Source organism: Paenibacillus sp. FSL R7-0273 (assembly GCF_000758625.1).
Taxonomy (GTDB): domain Bacteria; phylum Bacillota; class Bacilli; order Paenibacillales; family Paenibacillaceae; genus Paenibacillus_AQ.
This window is the reverse complement of record NZ_CP009283.1, coordinates 2,283,904-2,308,028: the sequence shown is the minus strand read 5'-3', so window position 1 is coordinate 2,308,028 and position 24,125 is coordinate 2,283,904. Positions and strand designations below refer to the sequence as shown.

Here is a 24,125-nt window from a genome sequence, read left to right as displayed (position 1 = left end):
ATGCTTCAGCTTCTTGACGAAAATATTCATCTACTGAGAGGTTATTACGACCTCCAGTTTGAACATTACCCGTCCCCTAAGTAGTAATCTTAAATTCTACTAAAGGAAAGGTGATAACTGTTTTACCAATTATCACCATTGTATCATCCGGCTTTCAATTCTGTTAGAGGACTCACCGCCCTATATTCGGTTTTGTTCTTCATCATGCTGTAGATGATGTTCACAAGCCTTCTCATCACGCATATAAGGGCTTGTTTCTTCGTCTTCCCTTCTGCTAGCTTCCGTTGATAGAACTCGTAGAAGATGGGATTCCGTTGCTTCTTGTTGTCGCCTTTAGCTACTTGGATTTGTTGAACAGCTAGGTTATGGAAGATTGCGTTCAATGCTCGATTGCCTTGTCCGCTAGCTTGGTCTTTGCCTTTTCCGCCCGAACTAAAGTGTATCGGTGCGATTCCGGAGAAACGAGCTAACTTATCCGCATTGGAGAAGCGGTGAATGTCTCCAATCTCAGCGACCAGTTCCGCTGCTGTAACGATGTTGATTCCGTCCATCGACTCTAGCTTGTAGTCAGTTTGTGCTAATACGTGACGAAGCTGTTCCTCTGTCTGCTTGATTAGTTCTCTACTTCTCCGCATGTCATGAACCATATTAATGACTAGGAAGTCTCTGTATTCTTGGAAATTCCTCTTCGTCTCCCCATCCTGCCTAACCAGTTCAAGTATTTCTTCTGCCTTACGGGTAGAACAAGTATTATTACTGGAATTACGTAGATATTCTGCTAGTTCTTCGACCCCCACAGTTAATGCTAGATGCGGTGCAGGATACTTCTCCCAAAAGGCTAAAGCAGCTTTACCGTCAATGTCACAGAAGAACTTCTTATAGGACGGATAGTGGTAGCTCAATTGTTGATGCATCTGATTCTTTAAGCCACTGGCATGTTTGACGATGGAATTACGTCTTGCTACCAATTGCCCGATTGTCCAGTAAATGTCCTGTGGATTCGCATCAGGCAGTTCATCCAGTCTGGCAAGCAATACTTTGGCGATGCAATAAGCATCCCAACTATCACTTTTCTGTGTAGTTGCATTGCTCATACGTTCGTTGTACGAGAGGGCAGAGTTGACTTCTTTTACGACTTGCTTGTTTTCAACAAGATGTACGGCTAAGGCTCTACCATTGCCGCCCGTATCTTCTAACCCATACACTGGGGTCAAGCCTTTTGCACATTGTTTCTTGACGAACTTCATCAACTCATCGAACGCTGTGGGCTTATTATCAATTTGAATTTCGCCTAGTTTTCGTTCCAACAGTTAACGATAACCGCTGTATGGTGGGCTTTATGTAAATCCAAACCGACATAGATATGATTTTGCTTGTAGTGTGTCAAAAGGATTCACCTCTGTATACGGATTCTGTCGTGACTTGGGTAAAGAATAGGGGCAACCTCAGTTCGAGCGTTAACCTTTCGGTTCGCAATGGGACGCAAGCCTCTCTATTCCGTTCCTAGTTGTCACAGTATGGCTTCATGTAAGCCAATGGCTTCTATATCTCCATAGCGGTATGTGCCGCTATAAAAATCTCGTTTGTCTAAGATTCGTTTCACTTGTACTTTCGTAAATAAATTGCCTTGCCCAGTTGTAAAGCCTTGTTCATTCAATGATTCTGCTATTCGAGTCAAAGTCCATGTTGGATGCTGTTCTTTTAATTCAAACACTCTACGGACAATTTGTGCTTGCTTCTCATCTATTTGGATGCACTTCTGACCTTTCTTTGCCTTGTAGCCAAATGTTGCTCTTCCACCTGCATAGCCACCCTCTTGGGCTTTCTGGTTACGACCTCTGCCTAGTTTCAACGCAATCTCCAATCGTTGGTACTGGTCAAGCAATTCCATCAACCCATTAATCAGGAAGTCGTTCGGGTCTTTCTTATGAATGCTGTAGGTCGGTTGTTCAATGCTCTGAACGTCCACCCCATGTTTCTTAAACTCTCGATGCACCAACACTTTCACGATATCAGACCGCCATAAACGGCTCGTATTGAGGACAATAACTGCATCAATGGATTGAGTGGATAGGGCAGATAACATGCTCTGAAATCCAATTCTATCCACTTCAAGAGCATCTTCATTAACCTTCGCCCCACTGATACCTTCATCGCTGTATATGTTTATCAGATTCCATCCTTGCTCCTGACAATAAGAGCGAATTTCATCCTGTTGGTACGCTAAACTATAGCCATCCTTCGCTTGTCCTTGTGTCGAAACTCTGATATAACCGATGACATTCATGCTGTTTCCTCCCCCACCGTTACAGAAACTAAGATCACTGTAACGCTTAACCGAACTATTCATTGATTATATAACGCTTAACCGAAACAATCAATGAAATTATGCATTAACGATGCTATAATTTCATTAGTACGCTCAAGCGTTACTCTATTTATGGGGGAGAAAGTATGCCTATCAAAGTTCGGCTTCAAGATATCCTAGACAAGAAAGATATGCCTCAACGTGAACTAGCACGCTTAACGGGATTGCGACCTAGCACAATCAATCATCTCTGCTCAGAACGAGTTGATAGAGTGTACCTTGAAACATTGGAACTTATATGCAAGAAACTTGAAATAAGCATCGATGAATTGATTGAAATAACGTAGCGCTAAACTGTACAAGCTACTTTATTAATCACGCCGCTCAAGACAGCACAAGGAATTGTTACGGCTTCTTCCCACTGCGCCGCCGCTACCTCATCGAAGTCCAATGTAGTCTGCTTTCTCATTTCTTCTACAATTAACCTTCGATAGTAGCCTGACACATCCTTTTGTTGCAGTTCTCCGCTCATTAGTCCATAGACTCTTTTCCGTTGCTTGGGCTTCAAGCGTTCAGGATAAGTCAGATGGGTGCACAGATAAAGCCTATTGAACTTGGGCGGAAACTGCACGATAGCTTCAAGTGGAATCTTCTCGTCAGGTACATAAACAATTTCAAACCTCGTTAATTCACCCTCAATAATTTTTCCATACCGTTGCATCAGTTGACGCTTCTTATCATAAATTCGGCTGTACCCTGCTACTTGCCTTTGATGCTTCTTATTGGAGTAGCGAGTCCCTTTCCAAGTCCGCATATTCCGTCCAGTGAGCGATAAAGTGAACAACTCTGATATGAGCAGCGGTATGTCAAATGCTACATCACACCGAATAAATAATATGTCAGTAGCATTGTCCTTTAATGGCTTGAGCCAAGAATAGAAATGAACGAGACTGTCTGGATGACACTCGATTCTTAGCGTGTTCTTCCTCGACTTTGGAACGAAGGTCAGTTGATATGAGATGTGCAGGTAATGCCCACGATCTCTTACATGTAAATGATACTTAAACCCCTTTTCTTTCAAACGAAGGTTAGCATTTAAATACTCACGAAGACGTAATTGAAAAGGATTAAAGAAATCCCAATACACATCCGTAAACTCTACTACAATACGGTCAATTGAAACTTGTACGTCTTTCATGTTCAGCCCCCAACCGAAATTTTTTAACGAATTTCGGACTATATTAGAGGGCAAGGTGGCTAGCCTTACAACGTTGCCTTACCTTTTATGTTGACTGGTCGTCACCAGATTGCTTTCCTGCACCGTAATCATCGTTGCAAGTGTCAGTTAAGTTGCGGACAAAGTCCTATTCTTTGCATAAACCTTTACTATAGTTGTCGTGCTATCCATCATAAAGGTGCGATTCTGTCTTCCTCTCCCTCACTATCGCTACAGGGTAATCTACAGTTGCGAATAAATTTGAAAAAACCGCAAGAAAGCGAACATAACAAAAAACAGGTCAATCATGGTGGTATCTGACCATAATCGACCTGTCTTATGTAACGCACTAGCGTTATTTAGGTTATACTTTTCAAGCATTATTGTGCGTACAAACAAAATGACAGAATCTTTATACAAATATTACATGGGTTATATGTGTTAATTGTTGAATGATGGATTCATTCGGCACTGGGTAGCCCCTTCACCAAAATATCATTTAATTTTATTTTGTATTATATTGATATAGCCTTGATACGTTTCCTTCTGTTCATCGAACATCCAAACATCTGCTAAATCTATTAAGTTATTCTTTTCAAGATTTTCAATCATTCTATCTAATTTACTCTTATGTGCTGAGAGCATTTCCGAACTGATTGATGATAATTTTTCCATCAATTCCATTGAATCAATATCAGCATAAAAAGGTGTGTTCTGTTCATCAATCCTTTCAATAATTTCAAACGTTGCTAAATCCTTGAAAACATCTTGCCTAATACAACGAATCAAATCAAAGTTTGATAACTCATATAGACATTTCCCTGTAATTTCTAAGTGCCATACAGGTAGTGACATATCAGAATACTGAGTTGCATTTTGCATTACACTTTCGTATTCTTCATTAGTCAAAAACTCTTTTAATGTCATTTTTCTATTTATCATATACATTACTCCAATCATTATTTAGGTGGATACACTCCGCCATTGGGGGCAAACATATCTTCAATTTTTTTCATTGTAGCGTTTACCTCATTCAACTTAGATGTGTAAAGTTGTCGAAGTTCATTATCTAAATTAGGATTTTTGAGCATCCCTTCCCAACTTCGGTTCAAATCAACTAAACCACGATATGCGTCAGAAACTTCTTGAGCATGATCATAATAATCTCCACCTGGTTTTGGAACAGGGTCACCAACTAAGTCCCTCTGTGCTCCTTTTAAATCCATTTCAGTTAAATGTGAGTATGTTCTTTCCTGTTGATTCAAAGTAGCCCTCTGACTAGTAGTGATTTTTGATTTTGCAATATCAGATAAATCATCAACACTTGAGAATATCCTGCCACCATTACCCGTCCCCTCAACAGCACCCCCCTCAAGCTCCTTCGCCTTCCCCTCCATCTCCGCCTTGGCTTTGGCCGTACCTTCAACCTCTTTAACCCTCACTTCCTCAATGGACCCGCTCACGATTTTCTTTACACCGGCCAGACCTTTGCTCACGGAGGTTATGAACACATCTCCCGCTCCTGCAATCACGGTGTTGATGCCTACTGAAATTAATCGTTCACCCAGGCTCTGCTTCCCATCATCCCGGTAATCATTGACAGCGTCAAACGCTTCTCCAATCGTTCCACTTATCGCTCCTGAAACCATTGATTTGTATACGGTCGGCGAGAATTTGCCTACCAGTCCCGTCGCCTTCACCGCATTACCAAGATATTTCCATGGAAGACCAATACTAATAAAGCCCCCTGCCACCTGTCCCGCTTGTTTCCCGTAGGGATCATCCAGTGGACTGACATAACCTTCCGGCTTCGGACCCGCGATCCAGTCGGTCACCGTCCTCGCTATTCCGAACGAGGCTGTATCGATCGCATTCACGATCATATTGCTTCCGCCCACCAGCATATTCGCCAGTGTCTGATTTCCTACGCCGCTTCCCGTCAACCGGTTTTTGTCCGCTGCTTCCTTCTCCTGCTTCTCGTAGTATGCCTTGAGCTCTTCATACCGCCGGTCCTGCTCCTCCGGCGCCAAGGTGAACCAGTACGTTTCCTTCAGCCGCCCAATTGCCTCCGGATCGTTCCGGTTCAGGATATCCGCTTCGGATACGCTGTTATACGGGTCCACCGGACCTAGCGTCGCTTCCGGCTTGACCAGCGCCAGCTGCTGCTTTGCCCACTCTCCTTGTATTCCCGGTTCCATCGCCATCCGTAGCAGAAACGCATATTCTTCCTTCTCCGGCAGCGGCACTCTTTTGTCTTTGACCGACGGATCATAATCACAGGCTTTGATTGCCGCCTGCCTGAAGTAGCCTGTAAGATCTTTCCCTGCCTCATATTGCATCGCGCTGATCCCCATCGATTCCAGCTTCCTGCGCGCTTCCTCTGCCTGCTGATGTGCAGCCGCCATCTGAGCCTGATTCCCAAACGTCTGATAGACCTCGTAGGCTGTCTGTGCCTTGGCAATCTGCTCCCTCGCTTCATAGATCTCTTTCAGCTTGACCTGCGCGGACAGTCCCTCAATGCTTGCCAGGCCCGACTGCTTAACGATCTCCCGCAGCTTTTGCACCGCCGGATTGCTGCTCAGCTCATCCCGGCCATTCAGGATCGAAACCGTATGAATGAAGCTAGTCACGGCCTTCTGCGCCAAGGCCGGGATGGCAAGTGGACCGAATGACCCACGGTTCCCTGTGCTTCCGAATAACCCTGCCAGTACACCCAGCTGCTGGCTTAGCTGATCCGCCTGCCGCTTGTTCTCCGCTTGTACACCTTGAACCCCTTGGACGGCGCTGCGGATCAGATCCTCCAGTTTTTCGGCTCCGCTGGTTAGCTCGTTAATGAGCACCTGGGCTTGATGAAGGTTTGATCCTAGCGGAATTCCGTTCCAGTCCGAAGCCTTTCCCTTGAACTGCAGGTATAGCCGGTTCGTGTCCTGGCTGATCATGCCAATTTTCGTCCGCAGGCGCTCTACTTCATCGACATTAAACATTAGTTTCGTTGTCGCCATCGCTTCCCCCTGCCTATTTCTAATAAAATCAGCTATGCAGTAGGCTGCATAGCTGATTGCATTCTTATGTAGAAGGGCTCATGCTGTTTTTTGGATAAAGAGGATTATTAGAAGCTTTTGTTCTGGGCCGTTTTAATATTTTGGGAAAGTTCCTGATAGCTAGTCGAGACATTTTTCATGTGGATACCAATGTTATCCAGCGCTTGACCAAAAGCGTCAAAGGTTTTTTGCATGCCTTTAACCTTTTCCTCAAACTCTTTTGCGGCTGCATCCTCCCAGATACTATTCAGCGTCGTAGCCGTCGTCACTATTTTTTTCATTAGCGCATCGTATTCCTGTTTTTGCCGCTTGATACTATCTGCTTGCTGTGCCAATCCCTGGTAGCTGACTGTAACTTTGTCTGCCATTATAAACCGCTCCTTTTATTAATAGTTTTATATAAAAATGAATTTGAAAAACATACTGGAATTTCAAATTCATTATTATAGCTCCGGTTCTACTTGATTTATTTATCGGCCCAACAAGTCAATAAATTTATATTTAATACCTATAAATGAATATTTTACCTTATTTAAAATTAAATTTATATTTATTTCCTCTGCCCCTGATAGTCATTTCGCACGGAAAAGTCCGATTCGAACAGGATAATGTCTCCCGAGGAAAAAGAGAACGTTTGTCCCATTTCATCCGTGTCCCCCGTCATCTGTCCTTCTATCGCCCACATGTTGGAAATCGGGGCTTTGTAGCCCAGAATCCGCGTCCCGGCATCGCTATTTTTGACGGTATAGATTTCGAACTTCACCAGGATGTAGCCGCCGGTCATGAATTCCTGCTCATGCCCGTCCAGCGACCCTCCGTACTGATTCGCCAGCGCCACAATGTCTGTTCCTTTGGGCAAGATGTAAGGGGCGATCGGCAGGTTGTATTCTCCGTACCAGTGCTGCACGCTGCGTACCGCGGCAATGGGGCTTACTCCACTTGGAATCTCCGTTGGCCCCACCAGAGTTCGCGAGGTATAGGGCAGGATCTCCAGATTATAGCCTGTTGCAAGCTTGGTTTTGCGCTTTTTATACTGCTCATAGAACTTCAGCCAAGTGCTCTTATTCCGCTCCGCTTCTGTCAGGATGTAGTTATACTCATAGCTGGCTGCTGTGGACAACTCTCCGTCCGCTATGTTCCGCAGGCCGTCCGCCAGGCGGTACGTACGGGTGTAGCTCAGCTTGTCCTTCGGGGAGCCCACGCCGATCACTTTATTGTTCGAACCGGAAATGTCATAGTACAGGTCAACGGGCGCCGCAGTGCCTCCGGTCTTCGGAATAAAATAGAAGCTCGGCTCGATCCGGATTCCCTCTCCCGGCTGCCACAGATTCCCGATGGTCCGGAAATCAAACAGAAACGAATAGCCGTTATGCGGAACGGTTAATTGCTCTGTGGGATGCGAGCCTTTGCGGACCGGGAGATGCCACTGTGTTTGTCCGCTTAGAGCTGTCGGTGTGCCGTTCTCATCATTGCCGCCCGTATAATACATCGCTGTACTATGGCCGAGATTGCCCGTGCCCGTACGAAACACCTGTTCAAACCGGAAATCCCCGATGTCCCAGATCCGAAAATCGAACAGCCGGCCGACCACCCCGACATTGAAGCTCTCCGAGGCACAGTAATTCGCCAGATTCCCGTTCAGATTTTTCTCACATAGATCCGCAGCATCTGATGGGGCATTGATTGCCCAGGACTGCGTCTGAATGGTATAGTCCCCTTCGTTCACCCAGGTTGGCAGGGTAAAGGTCATGGACGGTGTGCCGACAGGGATATAGATCCATGTATTCTCAGGGTAATACTGCCCCTCTTGAAACACACCGAACGGAAACAGGATCCGTTTATTCTGAGTGTACTTGGCATAATTCCGGTTCCCGTAACCGGGGATGTTCAGATGCTGTCCGCTCTCCGTGAAGTGAACCGTGAAAGGCCGGTCCAGAATCAGCACCGTCCGGGTATAATCCGGTACCATCCGCTGGTCAAACGGACGGTTGTCGTCCGGAAGAAGGGAATAGTTAACGACAGGGGTGTGTACGGTGACGGTGTTAATACCATTAATCGGATACACTTGATCACCGCGTCCCTGCACATTTTCCGGCAGCATCGGGTAATAGATTGTGCCTGAGCTGATTGTATTCGCCTGATTGTGCAACCCCCGGTTAATCATCAACTGGCTTTGATACAATACCTCTCCTCCGATACCCTGCGGATCAGGAATCCTTCCCGGAACAGGTCCCGTTTTCGTCGAGACGGTATCATTCATAATCGTCTGGCCGTTAAACACCAGCCGGTCATTTTGCACCTTAGGATCTTGGGTTTGCGTTTCTGCCAATCCCTTTAGATCAGCCAAATCATCAACATCGCTTGGTCCGGGCTCACGGTCTCCGCCATCGACCACCTCAGGTGTAAACGAAATCGTTCCGGTCTCGTGGGGAACAACATGCTCTTCCACGACAGTGCTGTTGGCAAGCTCAACCGCCGGAGAAGTATAGTTGTTAGGGTAAAGTGTGACTGCTCCTCCCGGCAGCGCATAATTCTCCATCTGCGCCCTGTCGATGCGATAGACAGATAACTGATCGATCTGCCAATACGCGTATTCCCTTGGTGTCAGCTCAAAATTATATGTTTTGTCAAAGGATCCTGTTTGGGGCAGCGGATCTTGGGGAATCATTTCTCCGTCCTCACCCGGAAGATCATCTTGCGCTTCTTCCCATTTAGTCGAATATGTAACATCAACGCTGCAGGAATAGCGGATCTGTCCTGCCATATTGGCAAAGGTATGCTCGAACAAATAGTTTCTGCCTAAAGCGTTGGCGTATAAATGTTCTGAAGTAGGAATGCCAGCCGGCGCATCAAAATGAATTCCATTCGCAGCATCATCACTAAGAATCACTCCGCTCGCAGTTGGGTCCATAAATGATGCTTGCGGAGCTGCAATCGTATTCGGCGGTTGTATGGTGTACGTGCAAGAACCTGAGCCTGAGCCATCCGGTATTTCAGGCGGACCAGCTAGTTTGTAATAGAAAGAGAGATAATACACAGGATAACTTCCATCATAGGTGAATCCATAGGGATCACCTGGTTCGATTGTTCCACCGTTCGGAGCAGCAACTGTGCTTTTTTTGAAGCCCTGGTACTCATAAGCACTGTTTCCGGACGTGTGTGTAAAAGAATAAGCAGTATTTTTTGTTAGTACCTCCTCCCGGTCTGTAAAACCACTGATTCCGTTCAACGATTGTCCCGTAGTTGTGTAATGTTTAATTATAGCCTTCCCTTCTGGCTCCAGCTCAATAGTCAACATACTCGGAAAGTAGTACCTGTAGCTGATGACTCCCGGATCTACGGGCGCTCCCTGTGCTGTCACATCTTCGCCTGCATTTCCTGGGACTTGAGTAACTAGATCTCCGACTAGACTCATATCAAAAGAAACAGAACCAGTACCTATGCCTGTAATCGCATGCCGAGTAAGTGTGAAATTTTGACTGGAAAATTTACCAATATCCGTCCATTCTTTCTGATAGTACCTGGACTTTTTCCATATCTCTATACCATTACTCCATTGGGAGGGACTAACAAAGTTCTCAACCACAACATTTTTTATTTTCCGACCAGGGAAATCAAAAGAATAAGTAAACTTGGGTATAGTCTTTCCCAGCTGTCCCGGATGACCGTCTGAAGTCCAGGTTTCACCATCAGACCTTCTCCAAATATCATAAGAAAAGAGTGCTACAAAGTAATATATATTAGGATTATTAGTATCAACTGTAGTAGGGAGCGTCCCCGCTGCTGCATGATCATTGGACACAAATAATGAGCCTTCAAATAATAAAAGAAACGCAAAAAGAGCAATTAATAGCTTCTTCAATTCGAGTCCCCTTCTTACTTAAATGGATTCTTTATTATTGAAGCCGATTTGTCATATAGCGAAATTCCAATATATTCAATTTGATTTAACTTGATCATAAATTCATCATCTATAAAGGCAACTCTGTATGCTACCATCTTGGTTCCGTCCTGATTATGCTCCAAAAAGTATCTCATCGGACCTCTAAATTTAGATTCAAACAGAGAACTCAAATAGTATATACTCATTAATTCTTGAGAGGTCCTCGCTCGCAAAAACACTTGATTTCCGTATGTCACCGGCCAAATATCATAATAAATCCTGTCTCCGTTTCGTATTGGGAGTTGGTCGATGGTAAATGTACTAATAGTAGAATACACTTCATCATTACTATCCCAGCGTACAATATCTGCTCCTTTAAATATTTTTTCATATGGGGTAATGGAAACAGCCTTGATTCCCGCTTCCTCCATTGTTGGAATTTTCTTCTCTCCGATCCAAGCCCAATTTCCAACTTGATCCCACTCCAAAGATACACCAAGCCCTAGAGAAACAAAGCGAAGCGGAACATACACACTCCCATTTTTTTCAATTGCCTTGGCATCTATAGTTTTTGCTTGGCCATTAACATAAACCTTGTCTGCTCCAACTTGGATATCCACAGAACGGTCTGCCAGTGTAAAACCTGCCGTACGGGTTGTAGCATTCCATGTAACCTTCGCACCCAGCTTCTCAGCTACATTTCTAATAGGAACCATAACTCTTCCATTTTCCATGTAGGGTTTAGCATTACCAAATTTCACTTTTCTGCCGTCCACAAGAACTGCCAGATTCGGCTCGCCTACTAACTTTGTAGCTGAAGCAGCACTCGCTGCAAGCAAGCTTATCATGGTGAAAATAAGTAGTAAGAATAGTTTCTTCTTCATTGTAAATCCCTCTTTCTTTCACTTGAATGTACAATCCTCAACAAAATACCCTTTCCTCACAGCCTCTTCGGGATCAAACAGACTCTCAATGACGTTCGCCCCGGCCGGTACACAGCCTTCACCATAAGCAATACGCCTGCCTGCTGCAGTCCGGGTGCCAATCAGACTTTTACGCCGCATGACCGCACCGCTGCCGAGCGAATAAGCATCCAGCAGCTCACCTCCGGGAAGCGGGTAGCCTTGGATGAAGGCCATCATTCCCACATCCTGTATTGACTGCTCCTGAAGTCCGCGCGGGAGTGTGAACTGAACCGACAGGCCCATCCGTTTCACCAGCTCCAGGTGTCTATTAATGGCAGTTGCCAAATCCTGTTCGACCAGAGACGTGATCGTGCTCTGACGGACCTCACGGAAGAGTTCAAGTGAGCTGATCGGATCAAGACTCGTCACGGCGGCCAGCTCTTCATATTCTCCCTCATAGAATTCATTTGAACCTGTATCGTAGACCCGGGCGTTGTCGTCCAAAGTAAAATAGAGCAAGTTTCCGTTCCGGAGCTTGTAATAGTAGGGCCGCTCAGGCCAGCTGACAGGTTTAAGCTCCTCTCCGCCGCCGTTACTGGCTGTATCATCAAGCGTAACCAGCGTATAACCGCTGTAGCCAAACATTACCAGGGCAGGGATATGCATTTTTAGATTGTTCAATTCAGCCTGATTGTTCTCCAGCCCAAATTTCATCGCCAGATTGCTATAGAACACACTCAGCACATCATGGTCCAGCTGCAGTTGCCGTTCCCGGCCATAATGAACTGCCGTGATTGTGGGCTGCATTTCCAGCCGTGACAGATAATCCCCGGCATCATCCACTGCTGCCTGAAAATCATTCGAATAACGTTTATACATGTCTTGGTTAAACACCTGGAGCTCTTCTCTCGTATCATTAATAAGAACAAGCGGTATAACCAAAATCAGAAAAACAAGCACTACACTAAGGGGCTTCACTTCGAACCATTCCCCCATACTTTAAATTGAGCGGAATCAGCTCACTGTGAAACAGCAGTGACCGCATCCGTGAAGCCAGTGTTGTTCCTGAGGACTCCAGCCGGACATTGAACAAGTCTCCAACATGCATGGTGAACCTTCTGGCGGGAGCATCTGCAGCTAGAGAAGTACCCGATTCAGGATACAGGACCCCCAAGATATCCTTGTTAAAATATCCGTCAAAACGGACTGTGAAGCTGTTCTGAAACGTGGAGTAGTCATCCGGATTCGTATATAGAGGCTCCAGCTTTTTTTTGTAGTACTCCATTTGGACATCGAATACACCGTATGAAGCATCCAGCGATTGAAGAAACAGCTCATAATCGCCCACATCCACGTACCCTTTGGCACGAACCGTATCTACGAATTCCACTACAGCCGCATTTGCTGCAAGCTTCGTATTCCTCTCAACAACCTCTGATTGGCGGAAGGCCGGGTAGACCCCAAACACAAAGGCCAGCAGAATAACGATAATTACACCTTTCAGCGCATCTGCCATGCGGCTTCTCCTTTCTCAGCGGGAGGCAGAGATTTCCGTAATCATCTCGCTGTTTCGCGTAACCCTTAGCTCATAGGCACCGCCAGGCACTCCCCGCAAATCCACTGCATCCAGGTCTGTTTCTTCATTAAAAATAATACCGTCGATAACCAAAATATAGTCTCCCTCTATTGCCTGAGGAATCATCCCGATTAACTGCGCTCCTGACACTTTTTTCAGATCACCGGTTCCGGCATAAAGGGCCTGCGTAATGGTTGACTGCTCCGGTCCACGGGCCTTAACGGTATGACTGGTTTCCAGCCGCAAAAATGTAAAACCGCCAATCGTGAACAAAATCCAGGCGAATAGGGTCAGCAGAAATTGCGTAACGGTTTTCATTACTTATCCGGGTTCTGATTAAACTCGATGATCCGGACCTCGCCGTTTTTATCTTTATGCAGAGTAGCTCTGAATAAAGAAAGTGTATTAATATTGCAATTGTAAGCATCACCCACTGATACACTTTGATCAAGCATTTGGGATACAGAGTAATTCTTAGCACCCTTGTTTAGTTCTGACAGATTAAGCTCAGTAGCCGCTGTTTCACCTACAGCGTCTTGCGCTGGCTTATAATAAGTTGTGTATGTATTCCGGGCATAAAAGCCTTCCGTGTTGACGCCTGTCTTAATCAGAATGGAGAATTGCGGCCTGCCCTTATACTTCATGGCTGCATTAATGACATCCTGACCCGACACATCCTTGTTATCATACATATTGAATTCAGCCTGATTGATCATTTGTGTCTGAGCCAGAGTCTGCTCCTGGGCACGGATAAAGTAATTGTTAATGATCAGATAAATGCTGACACCCGCAGCGACAATCAGGATGGTAACAATAATACCGATCACCCATTTCAAACCGGTTGAAATATTTTCCATTTAATTCTTCTCCTTTCTAATCCTCTCTATTGCTGAGTAAAGACAATTAAGCGAACCTCCTCATTACTGTCTCTATATACTTGTGCTTTAAAAGTCGCAAGCGTATTTACTAGATGATTGGTACTGCTGTATCTGGGTGTTCTAGTCTGGTCTAGCATTTCCGAAGAACTGATGTTTGTTTCTGTACCGGACAGAGTGTTTTGTAAATTAACAACCGGATTATATGTATCTGTAGGTTCAATATAAAATTTTCCATACGTATTTTCCGCATAGAATCCAACAATATTTTCTCCGGTCTTTATCTTAATTGCGAATTGCGGACGTCCTTTATACCGCATTACTGCACTAATCACATCCTGGCCGGATACATCCTTGTTATCATAGCTGTTGAACTCCGCCTGATTAATCATCTGTGTCTGGGCCAGGGTCTGTTCCTGGGCGCGGATGAAATAGTTGTTGATGACCAGGTAAATACTTACGCCTGCTGCAATGATTAGAATCGTAACGATGATGCCGATAACCCATTTGAGGCCTGTTGATATATTTTCCAAGAAGCGTTCCTCCTCACTTTTCTCTGTTATTGAGCCTGAAAGTAAATGGCCGCTATCCGGTCATTCTCGTCCTTGATTAGCATGGCCCTATATCTGGATTGCGGGCTGATGTAATACGAATCGGATGCATTCGAAATATTATCCTCGTCTACATAGCTGGAACCTGTGCCTTCTTTAAACTCACCTCTTGAATAATCAAAATTACGGCAGCTCCCTTCATCGCTCGGATTCATACTGAATTCCCTGTAATACGCATCCTGCCCGTAGACAGTAGGTCTTTGAACATAGAGGCAGAAGCCCGGCTGAGACTCGTACCGCCGGTAGGCGGTAAGGATCTGCGAGCCGCTGACCAGCTGATTGTCGAAAGCGGAGTATTGCTGCTCCGACAGCTCTCTCGCCTGTGCCGCCGCCTGGCTGTTCGCGAGTTCAACTACAGGCTGTGTTTTCCCCCACAGGAACAGCCCGGAGGAGATAATGGCCAGCGTAATCAGAATCGATATGGTTGTTTTTAAGAAGCTTGCTATATTCTCCATGCCTGTGTCTCCTTCACATTTTGCCGGTAACAACAGTCAGGTCGCCCAGCTGCTGGAAGGCCATATAGACGAAGGGAAGCAGTAAATATAAGGTGAATGTTGCCTGCATCGGCAAGAACCCGAACATTTTACCGAGTGTACTTTTCCTGCTGATTACCTTCTCGTAGTGCTCCTTACGCTGATCCATCGCGAATGTCCTTTCGGCATCCATATCATCAAACGCTTTTTTTACCGGAATCAGATCAGCGGCAACCTGCAGCCGGTCGGCCAGACGTTCCAGGGGAACAAAACGTGCATCCTCCTTTAGCTTCTCAATGGCGTTCCAGCCTCCCGCTTCATAATCCAGCATGCAGCGCAGCAGCTGCCGTTCGAATATGTAACTGTAGCGGTGCAGCCACTCAATGATTTCGTACACGCTGATATTTGGAAACTGTGACAGCATCATCGACAGTGTATTGAAGGCGTCCACCTCATTTTGCATTTCCCACTTCCGCAGCTGTGTCCGGATAATCAGATAAGCATCCGGGAGATAGAAGCCCGCCGCAGCCAGCCCAAAGGCCAGCAGCAGCTCATACCATTTGTAATATTCCCGGTGATACTGCTCTACCCTGTTCATCAGTTGAGCAGCGTAGGCATTTTTGTCCAGGCTATTTTGCAGAAACGGCTTATTCTCCGCCTGCTCCTGAATGTACAGCAGCATTTGGTCCGGAGTGGTATCCTTCGCGATCAATTCTCCAATCAGCGACTGCTCGAAGGCATAACGTTCCTCACTGAGCATCTTTTGGGATTCCGTCTGATTCCCGCCTGTGGTAATTTCCACATTGGGATAGAGGAGGTTATGCCTGATATTCGTATGGATAGAGAATTGAATAATTACAACCAGCAGGAAAATCCCCGCTGCTGCCAGGATTTTCTGCAAATAGTAGGCATGATGGGACAGCCCCGAATTGGCATCCTTCAATTTACCGGCTACCTTGAAATGGACGGGTTCATGCTCTGCCGGAGTAATTCTGTCTGTTACCGTGTATATCCATTTGTTCTTCAACAGCCGGTTTAACCACTTGCCCTCATCCTTAATGGACTGCGTATCCTCATCAACACCTTTTAATATCCGCAAAGCAACAAACGAGACGATAAACGTAATGTACAGCAGGATTAATGAATATAAGCCCCAGGCGGAATTATAATAATTGGATACAATCGGGAACATGCTCTCTGCCCATTTACGGATCGGATCCAGCATGAAGACCGGTGATACAGCTACAAAAACGATTCCGTATAGTAACCGGTCGATGCGCTCCCGGCGGTTAATATCCATATGAATCTCTTCCCGGATATTACCGAGCATGGAAAGATATATAGAACGCTCCCCCTTATGAATATCTGCGTCGCCATATTCACCAATCTTGTAGCTCACTCCCGCCAGCTGCTTCATATACCGGTTAGGTGCAACCTCATAATATCGCTGCAGCTCATCCTCCGGGTCCACCGCTGCGAGAATCCCCGCAATCTGCCGGGCATGCATCGCCACCATAGGCTTAGATCGTTCCGCAGAATTCTCCAGGCTGACCTGCACCATATGTGTCTGATGATATTCATGACGGATATCCAGAATCATAGAGGACTGGTCATACAGCATCTGCTTCACCAAGCGGCCAATGAAGAGATCGCTAAGAATTCCCCCCAAATAAATCGAGACTAGCATTATCGTTGCCCGGCTGACCCAGGATGAGGTCCATAGGAAGGACAACAGCGAGATTAGCAGAATACAGGTGACAATCATTAAGGTCAGCGCAGCTGCACGGCTTCTGATCATAATTTCGTTTCCGGCATGGAGTATGGTCAGGCGGGCCCGCATGCGGTGAAGGAGCTTTTTGATGACTGGAAGCTCATCGAGGACCGGATAAGCTCTGTGCGCCTGCTCCAGCCATCTCCTGTCCTTGGTGCGTGCGGGCAGCAGTGCCTTAAGTCGTCTTTGCTCCTGATAATGTGTACCCTTCAATTTGCGCTGCACAATGCTCAGCAGGATAAGCAGGATGGCCAGTAATAGGCCAGATGTGACCAGAACAATCAGCATAATACTTTGCAGACTCATGCGGTTTGCCCCCAATACTGTTCAAGAAATGCCGTGAATCCGGCTGCATCATCCTCATCCATATTTTTTCGCATCTCATCAACCTTCCGGCTGCTGATCGGGTGCTTGACAACGTATTCTCCGGCTTCCCAGACAATAACATCCCGATATTGATAAGAACGCCTGTCCGTCATCCGTCCAAAGTATTCAGTCATCGTATCCATAAAAGCGTCCAGCTTGTCCGTAATCTCCGCCTGATCCCTGTAACTCTGGGGATACTCAAACTGGGGATCGGCCGGGATAATCTCCGTAATACGCTCAATGTACCGTTTACCGTTTCTCAGAACCAGATGGACATTGAAGCCCAGAGCCTCAACCACCTGCACCTCGGCAATTTTTTCATTGCTGAATGCACCTGAGGCAATCAGGCTGTTGCGGAGTGCGCTGACGAGATTGGCCAGTGTTTTGCCGTGATGGGTAAACAGGGTATACTCTGAAGCTACCTGGGCGGCCTGAATGACATAGCTGACCACACTGTGAGTAGCAGCCTCACCGACAATGTTAACCGCACCGTCGGTTTTCTTTTGCACATCCAGCCCATCCTGCCCGCTGACCGAAGGTGTTTCTCGGAATGAAAGAATATTCTTACCCGGATACATTTTTCTAGCCCAAATTTCAAAAGAGGTTTCCTGAATCCGGATATTTTTGGCGTCAATATATTTGATTAACGCTTTGAGCAGTGTTGTTTTCCCCGATCCCTGCCTACCCGTAATCGCTGTTACCTGATGACCAAGGATAAGGTAGACAAGCATGCTGATCGCAAGCGGTGCACCTTCATCTTTGATCTGCTGGTCCAGCTCTACCAGTGAATCATTGAATTTACGGACAAAGAACGCCCAGCTTTCAGCCATTTTGGGCCTAACCACTACAACACGGCTGCCGTCAGCCATATCGTTGATGATGTATCCCTTGGATTCGTTCAGCTGGCCCGGATTGCCAAAGCCGTAAATGTTCTGACAGACCCGTTTGAGCTCCTTCTCGGAACCAAAGCTCAAAAATTCCAGATGCAGCGACTTTCCGCGGTAGAATGTCCAGACTGCATCATAGGATTGAGGGATGAAATGCTGCTGTTTGGTATATTCCAAAGAATCCGTGGTCTGCACGACATCCGGAGGCATCCCGCTTGTTCCGCCGTTGACGCCATCGATATTCTGGTCCCGGAGCTCATCGATTACTCCAAGCCCCTTATAGATCTGATAAGCACGCTGCACGATAATTTCAATCTTGTCCTGGGCAGATAGTCTCGGCTGCTCCGATTGATAGATATTGCGGATCTGCTGCTCCGTAATCTTGTATCCCCGCGAACCGTCCGGCAGCCTTTGCAGCGTGTCCAGGCTATATTTGCTGACCATTACATTAAATGCGTCCTGCCCGTGATCCTTCTTGAACACATGGAGCAAAATATCGAAGCAATCCTGGGAGGTCAGACGGTTCACATGTCCGAAGCTGATGATCTTATCCACATTTCCTTCATCCAGGCCATAGGTCTGTACCAGCAGATCCTTCATGTACAGCTTCACGTATTTTTTGGCGGATAAATCACCATGCATACAGCTTCTAAGCGCCTTCTGTAATTCTCTGCGCCGTGCTTTGCGGCGGTTATATTCTTCTTCGCTCGGACTTCCTTCATATAGAGAGGAAGCGATAATCTCCTCAAACGCCCGTCTTAGAAACAGAACGATTTCATTCATATCATATTTTAGCTGCACGGACGGCGGAGCTGAGTCTTTACGCTGGCCCAGCCATAGAAACAGGAATACTCCAATAGCAGCCAAAACAACAATTATCAGGATCAGATTAATCATTTGCAGCTTCCAATTCCGGCACAGGGGAGATTTCCAGCGTCTTAAGAATAAGCTGGCCGAGCCTGCGTACTGCAGCAGTGAAATAGGCTTCTTCACTAAATTCCAGAAACCGGGCTCTGGCTTCCCTTGCCTTCAACAGAAACTGAACTGTGCGGCGCTCGTTCTGGGCATCCATAAAACCTATATGGTGAGGTACAAAGCCAACAGCAGATTTTTTGACCCCGTACTGCTTAATCATTCTTTCCTTGTTCATCCTTGAGCTGCGCTCGTAGGCCCCCAGGCAATAGAGCACATTCTTATGCTCCGGCACAGGCGCTTTTCCGTTTGCCACAAAATAGTTATTGAGGCTCACCTGATTTTGGCTCAGATTCACAACGATCAGATCCGCCTGCTCCATGACGAGCGCTGCCACCTCCGGGTCGTCTTCCGACGAAATATCCACGAACAGCAGGTCATAAAATCTTCTGTAATCCCGGAAAATATGCGGAAGCAAAAGCCGGGCCGCATGCTTCTCTGAATGCAGCGAACCGCTTAACAGCTCCAGCCGGTCTTTAAGAATAGATTCCGCATGATCTCTTATTCCCTCCGGAGTAAGCAGCCCGCATTGTACAAGCCGCTCAATCGCGTCCATCCCCCCCGAAGTACTAGCCTGCGCCGCGGCTTTTGTCTGAGAAAACACATGCTCTAGTACCCCTTGCTCTGAATGCGTATGCGTCATCAGCACCCGGATATGATAATCCAGCGCTATCGTTGCCGCAACAACGGCCATATTTGAAGTTGTTCTCCCCTGCCCTCGGGCAGGCCCCCAGAAAGCTACCAGCACCTTTAGTCCCCCCGTTTCCTTGCATACTGCCACAGCTTCTTGATGTCATTCTTAGGAACATTGCAGATTTCAATTAAAAAGTCATTTACCGCCTCCGCAAAGTCCTTATCCACCTTCAGCTTCACCCGCCCGTCATGAACCCAGTCAATTCGCCGCTCAGCGCTGCTTATATAACTGATCTTAGAAGCAATTACCGGATAATAGCTGTCTATATATTTCAGGCCAAGCCCGCATTCCTCTTCAATAATAAGCAGAAGCCCGGGTATACGCTTTTGATCCAGCAGCATATCCACATTTTCCATTGCCTGACGTTCATAGCTGGTTGCAAACACTGTTTTTTCGTCCTCAAGCCCTTCCGGATAACCATGATGCCAGTCATACAGGACAATATCAGGCCTGTCAGCCACAGCCGGCTCAGCATGCATGATCTGTATACCGGATACTTCACCTTCAAAATACTGATAATGCCGGCTGTTGTCTGAAACAATCATGACATCATTATTAAAGTAGCCCTTCAACAGAACCGCCGCTGCCAGTATGAAATCATGCTTCTCGCAATCTCCGGCGACAACAATATTCAAACCCGTCACTCTCCTTCCAGCAGACTATCTTCCGTTGCCGCTTCCGTATTGATTCCCCCAGCCGAGCTCTGATCCGCACTGGAATCAACAGGAGCCTGATTACTCTGATCAATAATACCGTTTACAGATTGGCTGTTATCTGCTTGGGCTGCTTCAGCGGCTGCAGCTCCCTGCTCCGCTTTCCGCTTAATCACACCGCTGCCGCTTGGGGCGTCTGCTCCGACACGTATTTTATCTTCATCCTCAAGAGCTTCCAGCCGCTCCTCCAGCTCCGTACGCAGCTTCTCGGCAAGGCTCCATTTGGCTTGATCAATAATGAAGGGATTGCTCTTCATTACGCCGAGCACATCCAGATTAGGCACATAATTAACCAAAGGCTCAGGCTGGAGCTCTGGCTCCACATATTGCTTCATGTACAGTTCAGCGTCATTAATATAAGCATCTACTAAGGCTGCCTGCAGCAGCTGCGCTTCTTCTTCGCTATCATTAAAAAAGGTATACTGATTCGCCAAGTCTACATCCTCCAGCGATTTTTTTCCGATAACTATGTAATCCTCACCGTTAGGAAATATGATGCGGATATCAACGACATCCCGTTTGGTCAGCCGCAGCGGGAGCTTGATATATTGAGTCTCTTCCTTACGTTCAGAAGGCTCGAGCCTGGCCTTATCCCTTACCATCTCTGTGGTTACCGCCGTGCCCGGCATCGCATTGATCTTCAGGTATTTACCTACAATCGCTTGTGCATCGCTGATCAGATTATCCGGAGATGAGAATTTGGGAAGCTTCTCTTCCATTACATCCTCAGCGGTAATCGCCTCACCGGCGAGCTTTGCCGAGACTAGAACATAGGCTGACTGGGACTGGTCCATATACCGCTGCAGGACGTCATCCTTGTCCGCCAGCTGAGCTTCATATGCAGCCCGCTCATCAATCAGCCGTGCATTGTAATGGCGGTAAGTTGCGAACCATACCCCTGAGGTTGCGACGGCAACAAGGCATCCTGAAATTATCGTGTATCTCAACATTTTTTTCCGCTTGCGTACTGCCACTTCATAACCTCATTTCGGTCCCTATTTAGTTTTACCTGTCATTTTTGCCGCTGCCGCAGCAGCCGCAGCTTGTTCGGCGGCTTGCCGCTGTGCTTCCTTCACTCTCGCAGCCTCTGCCTCTTCTTCTATCTGCAGTTTATTAGCATAATTCATCATTTCAGCTTCAATCTGGGCAATTGCAGCCTTGAATTGATTCATCTTCCTAATCCATTCCGTGCAGTTCTGCCTAAATTCTTCCCCGCCCATATCTACCCAATAATTAGAGATGCCTAAGGTCGCAGCACTCATCTTGTCGCTGCACTCCTGGGCAGGAGCCAGCAGCTGATGGCAGTTGAAAGCCATCCCTCTAACCAAACCTGAATTCATAGCCCGCCTCCCGGTTGTGAATTAACGGCTCTCCGGAACAAAGGAGAATCCGATGCCTATTAACAGTATCGTTACAAACAACACCGCCCCTGCAATTACCCAGAGCAGCGTTTGCTTGCGGAAGAGCTTTTTCTGAACCGTCAGCAGCTTCATCACCCATTCGACAGCCGCTTTATCCGGATATAACGGATCCTGATGTGCCGGCATCAGAGAGGCTCCAATCTCCGGAAAATCCTTTTTCAGCATTTGCAGCACCTCTTGATGCCCGTTCTCCAGGAGCAGCCTGCAACGCTTGCGCTCAAAAGGATTCAGTGTATTCAGCTTCTCTTTCAGCAGCTCATATTTCCACATGGCCCCATTGCCTACCATGATCGGAATCTGTGAGTTCCACCACAGCTCTAATCCCCCGGTCCCCTTCCGTTCACGATGGATATCAAGCCAAAGAATGATATGCGTGAACCCGCTGGCCAGCAGCTCGGACATATCCCACGAATATCCTCTGCGGTAAAAGGTAACTCCCTCATATTCAAACATGTTAGACACGGAATCTTCCTTTTCACCTTTAAAAGCAATCTGTTCAAGCGAGCCGATCTCCGGTCTGTCATCACTGCAGACCAGCGGCTTCCAGCCCAGCTCTGCCAGACCTGCCGCCACAAGAAAAGCAGCCGCGCCAGCATCCTCTTCCCCGCCGATACCACAGACCCCGATTACAAGGGGCACATTACTCCCCAGTATTCTCTGACCCGTAACAGCTGCGGCAGATTCCTCTGCCGGTATAGATTGCGCCAGGCTTTCCAGCGTTTCCGTCTCGGAAGGCGCCGGAGCTGCTGTTCTGGCCGTCGGCCTTGATCCTGGCCCCGCAGGCGTTGCAGCAGGGCGGGTGGCATTGCCGGTTCTCCCGCCGATGCCACCCGGCGGGGATTTCGGAACAGCCACCGGTTGCGGACGGGTAAGTGACTCAGCCGGTCTTGCGGGAGGAGTCGCCGGCTCCTCCAATGCCGGGATTACAGCGGCTGCCGCTGATTTGCTTTTGAACGAAAAAAGGCCCTTCTTTTTCCCCAGAATATGATAGTAGTCTCTTGTCGTTTTCTTTTCCTTAATCCAGTCCAGCAGATCATCGCCCCGGAATTCCGTGGTGAACTGAAGATCATGAATATTCATATTTACCATGGACCTGATGAACTCAACATCTGTACGCAGCACAGGGTCCAGCTGAACAATCAGTCTTGTATGTTTGAGATACTTACGGATCAGTGTCATATAGCCAATGATATCAGCAGTCTTTACCGGTGTTCCCAGCCCTGCTCCACCCTCCATAATTACAATGGATGCAGGATCAACCTCTTTGCTGCTGAAGCCGCTGATAAAACTATGTAAAGTAGAATGCTTACCTGAAATGACGTATCCTTCATGCTCCAGTGATCTGGACAGCAGCATAATCAGTTCAGGTGAGCAAACTAAATGTACGCTTTTCATAAGAATCCTCCCCGGGTAACCTACCCGCTTAGTAAGGCAATATCCGGATTATCGACCCATCACCCTGAATAACATCAGCCAGCAGCACTTCCAGCCCTAGCTCCGCCCAGGCCTCTCCGGTGCTGCTGACCTCACATTTGAATTCCCAATCATCCGGAAGCCAGCTCGCTTGCTTCAGGAGCTCAAGGCATTGCCCCGCCGTAAGAGAAAGGGAAAGCTCCAAATCAATCACTTTGGCCCCGTTTCCTTTAAACTGAAAGGTCGTCAATGCTGTCGGCATGTCCATCCTCCCCCGATAGTATTGAATCCTGCAGCCAAGCTATCAATTCCTTTAACGCTGTTGCAAAGCTAACAGAAGTCCTCATAACCTCTTCATCTGTTTCGCGCCGCAGCAGCCACATTTGATCATCATGGATCAGCAGGTTTAGATCTCTGTATACTTCTGCCTCTTCAGCAGTGCAGCGGATTTCCGCCAGGGAGAGCACCGAGGCTCCGGTTAAAAGACATTGCCCCGCCCACTTTTCAAGCTCAGACTCTTCTGCTGCAGACAGTAACTCTCCGGAGCTATCCGAGCTTTGCACCAACGGGATTCTATTCACCACCTGGAACATTAGCTCATGCCAAGCATAGATTTCCTGCACTCTGTAACTGGTGCCGTCCGGCTGGTGTTCAAGCTCAAACCAGGTTCCTTCCCGGAAGAAATAAGAGACTTTAACCATCCCTTCATCCCATTGTATAATCTGGCTGAGATAAGCCTTGCTGCCTGTGGCCGCACAGATAAATTCATGAAGCTCCTCCTTCACCTGCGCATTCCCCGTAAAATCAGTTTCCAGATATCCCTTCACTTCAAGTGACCTCATCTGGGCATCCATAAGGGAACGCAGGCCGCGATCCGATTCCTCTGTGAGAATAGTTTCCAATCCCGGAAAGCTCGTCCCTCCAGTTAACGCAGTCAGATAAATGATTTCCAGAGCGTTCAATTCAAAGGCTTTACGAGCTGGCTTCATAGCTTTTTTCA

23 protein-coding genes and 1 pseudogene are annotated in these 24,125 nt (G+C 47.0%); 1 reads left to right on the top strand and 23 read right to left on the bottom strand.

All coding sequences use genetic code 11. The annotated features are described in order from the left end of the window. Nucleotides 1–143: 143 nt before the first annotated feature. Both R70723_RS31485 and R70723_RS09750 read right to left on the bottom strand, forming a co-directional pair. Nucleotides 144–1,387, bottom strand: a pseudogene (locus R70723_RS31485) (IS110 family transposase). A 123-nt stretch (nucleotides 1,388–1,510) separates the two neighbouring features. Continuing rightward, nucleotides 1,511–2,287 carry a recombinase family protein gene (locus tag R70723_RS09750; protein WP_039871675.1) on the bottom strand — a complete coding sequence of 259 codons (777 nt, stop codon included), beginning with the start codon at nucleotides 2,285–2,287 and terminating at the stop codon, nucleotides 1,511–1,513. 167 nt (nucleotides 2,288–2,454) lie between these two features. Here R70723_RS09750 and R70723_RS09745 point away from each other — a divergent pair, with 167 nt between their 5' ends. Continuing rightward, a complete protein-coding gene (locus tag R70723_RS09745; protein WP_039871674.1) occupies nucleotides 2,455–2,655 on the top strand; it encodes a helix-turn-helix domain-containing protein in 201 nt (66 codons plus the stop codon). A gap of 2 nt (nucleotides 2,656–2,657) precedes the next feature. Here the strand turns inward: R70723_RS09745 and R70723_RS09740 are convergent, their stop codons facing one another. From R70723_RS09740 to R70723_RS09640, 21 genes are all read right to left on the bottom strand, one after another. After that, nucleotides 2,658–3,506, bottom strand: a complete 849-nt coding sequence (locus tag R70723_RS09740) for a hypothetical protein (protein WP_039871673.1) — start codon at nucleotides 3,504–3,506, stop codon at nucleotides 2,658–2,660. Nucleotides 3,507–4,019: 513 nt separating this feature from the next. Continuing rightward, nucleotides 4,020–4,466 carry a contact-dependent growth inhibition system immunity protein gene (locus R70723_RS09735; protein WP_231574856.1) on the bottom strand — a complete coding sequence of 149 codons (447 nt, stop codon included), beginning with the start codon at nucleotides 4,464–4,466 and terminating at the stop codon, nucleotides 4,020–4,022. Between the two features lie 17 nt (nucleotides 4,467–4,483). Beyond that, nucleotides 4,484–6,526 carry a polymorphic toxin type 28 domain-containing protein gene (locus tag R70723_RS31990; RefSeq protein WP_156123800.1) on the bottom strand — a complete coding sequence of 681 codons (2,043 nt, stop codon included), beginning with the start codon at nucleotides 6,524–6,526 and terminating at the stop codon, nucleotides 4,484–4,486. 107 nt (nucleotides 6,527–6,633) lie between these two features. Further along, nucleotides 6,634–6,933, bottom strand: a complete 300-nt coding sequence (locus R70723_RS09725; RefSeq protein WP_039871671.1) for a WXG100 family type VII secretion target — start codon at nucleotides 6,931–6,933, stop codon at nucleotides 6,634–6,636. A gap of 182 nt (nucleotides 6,934–7,115) precedes the next feature. Further along, complete coding sequence (locus tag R70723_RS09720; protein WP_156123799.1) at nucleotides 7,116–9,476, bottom strand: DUF5704 domain-containing protein; 2,361 nt, start codon at nucleotides 9,474–9,476, stop codon at nucleotides 7,116–7,118. A gap of 965 nt (nucleotides 9,477–10,441) precedes the next feature. Then, nucleotides 10,442–11,332 (bottom strand): copper amine oxidase N-terminal domain-containing protein, encoded by an 891-nt coding sequence (locus tag R70723_RS09715; protein ID WP_039871669.1) that lies wholly within the window; start codon nucleotides 11,330–11,332, stop codon nucleotides 10,442–10,444. An 18-nt stretch (nucleotides 11,333–11,350) separates the two neighbouring features. Beyond that, the gene (locus tag R70723_RS09710; RefSeq protein ID WP_156123798.1) at nucleotides 11,351–12,232 is read right to left on the bottom strand and encodes a hypothetical protein; all 882 of its coding nucleotides are present in this window, start codon (nucleotides 12,230–12,232) and stop codon (nucleotides 11,351–11,353) included. Nucleotides 12,233–12,317: 85 nt separating this feature from the next. After that, on the bottom strand, nucleotides 12,318–12,869 hold the full coding sequence (locus tag R70723_RS09705; RefSeq protein WP_039871667.1) for a hypothetical protein: 552 nt from the start codon (nucleotides 12,867–12,869) through the stop codon (nucleotides 12,318–12,320). 15 nt (nucleotides 12,870–12,884) lie between these two features. Next, nucleotides 12,885–13,247 carry a hypothetical protein gene (locus tag R70723_RS09700; protein ID WP_039871665.1) on the bottom strand — a complete coding sequence of 121 codons (363 nt, stop codon included), beginning with the start codon at nucleotides 13,245–13,247 and terminating at the stop codon, nucleotides 12,885–12,887. Continuing rightward, nucleotides 13,247–13,786, bottom strand: coding sequence for a hypothetical protein (locus R70723_RS09695; protein ID WP_039871663.1), 540 nt, complete (start codon nucleotides 13,784–13,786; stop codon nucleotides 13,247–13,249). Before R70723_RS09695 ends, R70723_RS09700 begins: the two co-directional genes overlap by 1 nt. Before the next feature lie 26 nt (nucleotides 13,787–13,812). Next, on the bottom strand, nucleotides 13,813–14,337 hold the full coding sequence (locus R70723_RS09690) for a hypothetical protein (RefSeq protein WP_039871661.1): 525 nt from the start codon (nucleotides 14,335–14,337) through the stop codon (nucleotides 13,813–13,815). A gap of 26 nt (nucleotides 14,338–14,363) precedes the next feature. Further along, on the bottom strand, nucleotides 14,364–14,870 hold the full coding sequence (locus tag R70723_RS09685; RefSeq protein WP_039871660.1) for a hypothetical protein: 507 nt from the start codon (nucleotides 14,868–14,870) through the stop codon (nucleotides 14,364–14,366). Nucleotides 14,871–14,883: 13 nt separating this feature from the next. Continuing rightward, nucleotides 14,884–16,965, bottom strand: a complete 2,082-nt coding sequence (locus tag R70723_RS09680; RefSeq protein WP_039871658.1) for a hypothetical protein — start codon at nucleotides 16,963–16,965, stop codon at nucleotides 14,884–14,886. After that, a complete protein-coding gene (locus R70723_RS09675; RefSeq protein WP_052421247.1) occupies nucleotides 16,962–18,809 on the bottom strand; it encodes a Flp pilus assembly complex ATPase component TadA in 1,848 nt (615 codons plus the stop codon). The genes R70723_RS09680 and R70723_RS09675 overlap by 4 nt, the downstream gene beginning before the upstream one ends. After that, nucleotides 18,802–19,578 carry a hypothetical protein gene (locus R70723_RS09670; protein WP_039871657.1) on the bottom strand — a complete coding sequence of 259 codons (777 nt, stop codon included), beginning with the start codon at nucleotides 19,576–19,578 and terminating at the stop codon, nucleotides 18,802–18,804. Before R70723_RS09670 ends, R70723_RS09675 begins: the two co-directional genes overlap by 8 nt. 56 nt (nucleotides 19,579–19,634) lie before the next feature. After that, a complete protein-coding gene (locus tag R70723_RS09665) occupies nucleotides 19,635–20,213 on the bottom strand; it encodes a hypothetical protein (RefSeq protein WP_039871656.1) in 579 nt (192 codons plus the stop codon). Nucleotides 20,214–20,218: 5 nt separating this feature from the next. Then, entirely contained in the window at nucleotides 20,219–21,265 is a 1,047-nt protein-coding gene (locus R70723_RS09660; RefSeq protein ID WP_039871655.1) for an SAF domain-containing protein, read from the bottom strand. A gap of 21 nt (nucleotides 21,266–21,286) precedes the next feature. After that, entirely contained in the window at nucleotides 21,287–21,553 is a 267-nt protein-coding gene (locus R70723_RS09655; RefSeq protein WP_144027204.1) for a hypothetical protein, read from the bottom strand. A gap of 99 nt (nucleotides 21,554–21,652) precedes the next feature. Next, nucleotides 21,653–23,107 (bottom strand): hypothetical protein, encoded by a 1,455-nt coding sequence (locus tag R70723_RS09650; protein ID WP_039871651.1) that lies wholly within the window; start codon nucleotides 23,105–23,107, stop codon nucleotides 21,653–21,655. A gap of 28 nt (nucleotides 23,108–23,135) precedes the next feature. Beyond that, a complete protein-coding gene (locus tag R70723_RS09645; protein ID WP_039871650.1) occupies nucleotides 23,136–23,387 on the bottom strand; it encodes a hypothetical protein in 252 nt (83 codons plus the stop codon). Beyond that, entirely contained in the window at nucleotides 23,356–24,114 is a 759-nt protein-coding gene (locus tag R70723_RS09640; protein ID WP_039871649.1) for a hypothetical protein, read from the bottom strand. Before R70723_RS09640 ends, R70723_RS09645 begins: the two co-directional genes overlap by 32 nt. Between the last annotated feature and the right edge of the window lie 11 nt (nucleotides 24,115–24,125).